This window comes from Succinivibrio sp. (assembly GCF_045124615.1).
Classification (GTDB): domain Bacteria; phylum Pseudomonadota; class Gammaproteobacteria; order Enterobacterales; family Succinivibrionaceae; genus Succinivibrio; species Succinivibrio faecicola.
The window spans coordinates 1-2,002 of record NZ_JBGVMC010000058.1 but is presented as its reverse complement, the minus strand read 5'-3'; the positions used below and the strand labels follow the sequence as shown (position 1 = coordinate 2,002).

The window sequence follows — 2,002 nt, the reverse complement described above, 5'->3', positions numbered from 1 at the left end:
GTGCAATACTGACACCTCATCAAACGAGGTATTCGGTACATTAAAATCCTATGCATTTAAATCAGATGAGTTAAAGGAAAAATTAAAGACTCTGCAGCTTAGCTCAGAACAGTTAGCAAAAATTAATGATCCAAACAATATCTACGGTCTTGGAAGTTTTGAAAATAAGGCTCCTATCGCAGGTATGCTGATTTTGCTAAAATACTTTACAGAAAGACTATGGGAGCTTCCTGTAAACCTTCTGTTTATCTGCAACAGTGAGTCATTAAACGGTCATGAGGGTATAAGAACATGTCTTCCTTATATCCATGAACTTATAAATGAGCAGAAAATTGAACTTAGTTTGGCTCTTACATTCAAGCCAGAATCAATGTTCAATAATTCAAAGGCACTGTCTGTTTATACAGCTAATATGGGTAAGGTTGAAGCAGGTTTCTATATCTTTGGCGAAGGTACAGACTCAGAGCAGCCATTTAAAGGATTCTCACCTACTCTTGTAGCATCAAAAATCATTGAGGAAATTGAGCTTAATCCAGAGATTACAGCTTCACTGTCAAGCAGAGCCATTGCACCTACATTCAACTATCTGCATACCTACAACAACCGCTCACCTAATACACCTGATGCAGTACATTTAAGTTTCAATTTTCCATTTATTAACTTAAACCTGCTTGATCTTGTTGAGAATTTAAAACAGGTTGCAGCAAAAGCAATTGAAAAAACAGCACTCTATACAGAAAACAGAGAAAGACTATTCTGTATCAGCAACGATCTGAAGATAATCGACGATGCAAGAGAAGCTGAGGTTTTATCATTTAACGATCTATTCTACAGAGCATCATTACATTACAAGGGAAATCTAAAATCTGCTATTGAAGGTCTGATTCAAAAATGTGCTAATGAGGATCTGTCTAATCATGACATCATTAAAACAATTATCGAGCGACTCAATGAGCTTGCAAGACTTCCAAGACCGTCAATTGTAGTTTTCTTTGGTAATGACTTTATTCCACAGCAGCAGTTAAGACGCTCTAATGCCATTGACAGAGAGCTTTACATTAGAATCAATCATGCAGTTGAAGAATTTAATAAAACAAGAGACATGCAGATTAATATTGAAAACGAATGTCCTGCAAATGACAACTGCTTTATAAGGCCTGTAGGAATTGATGTAGCATTAAAGGTATTAAAAGATGAATGCCCTATGCCTATTTCAACATTCTACAATCTGTCAGCGCCTGGCATAACCTTCACATATAAAGGAGGCGATCTGTACCGTGCTCTTGAGCATGTGGACAAGCGTTTCTTTGGAGATATGCTCTGCTTTATTCACAATCTTATGATTCAGATTGGTCCTGACGATGCACAGACCTATCTTGATAAGACAAAGGATGAGGCTTTATCTGCACTTAAGGTTCAGAATACTGATAATAAAACAATGACTTCTGATAAGCAAAAAGATGAGAATAAGCAAGAATCATCAAAGAATGTAAATACAAAAGAACAAAAAGCTACAGAAGAAAAAGCAGATACTTTTACAAAATCAAAAAAAGATGAGCCTAAAAAGGAAAATCCAAAAACGGATGATCCTGTAAGGATCTAGAAACATAAGGTCTCAGTATTGAGACCTTAATTTTTTTAGATTGCAAAGGATAAGAGTACCTCACAGTCAAGCTTTGAAAGCTTTTCAAAGGTACCAATAGAGTTAATCTCAGGGAATCCGGCCTTAAACAGGATCCTGTCAATATCAGATGCATCAGCGCCTATTTGAGACCATTTAACAGGAAGTAAAAGATCTGAAAAGAACTTTTTCACTCTCTGAATAGTCAGCATTGCAACTTCATTATCATCAAGATCTGAAGGTAAATCAAAAACTCCTCTGCCAAAAGTTGCAAGTTTGTATGCATTCTTTGTTTTCATGAAGGTAAACCATGAAGGAATAACTAAAGAGACTGCATGCTCAAGAGGAATTGAAAATACGCTCACTACAGCATTAGACAGA

General features: G+C 36.2%; 2 protein-coding genes. One reads left to right on the top strand and one right to left on the bottom strand.

The window, feature by feature from the left end:
- Positions 1-1,603: hypothetical protein (locus ACJML3_RS01495; protein WP_406020006.1), on the top strand; the 1,603-nt coding region annotated here is incomplete at its 5' end.
- 35 nt (positions 1,604-1,638) lie between these two features.
- Here ACJML3_RS01495 and ACJML3_RS01490 read toward each other — a convergent pair.
- Positions 1,639-2,002, bottom strand: a 364-nt coding sequence (locus tag ACJML3_RS01490; protein ID WP_406020004.1) for an iron-containing alcohol dehydrogenase, incomplete at its 5' end; no start/stop codon positions are given.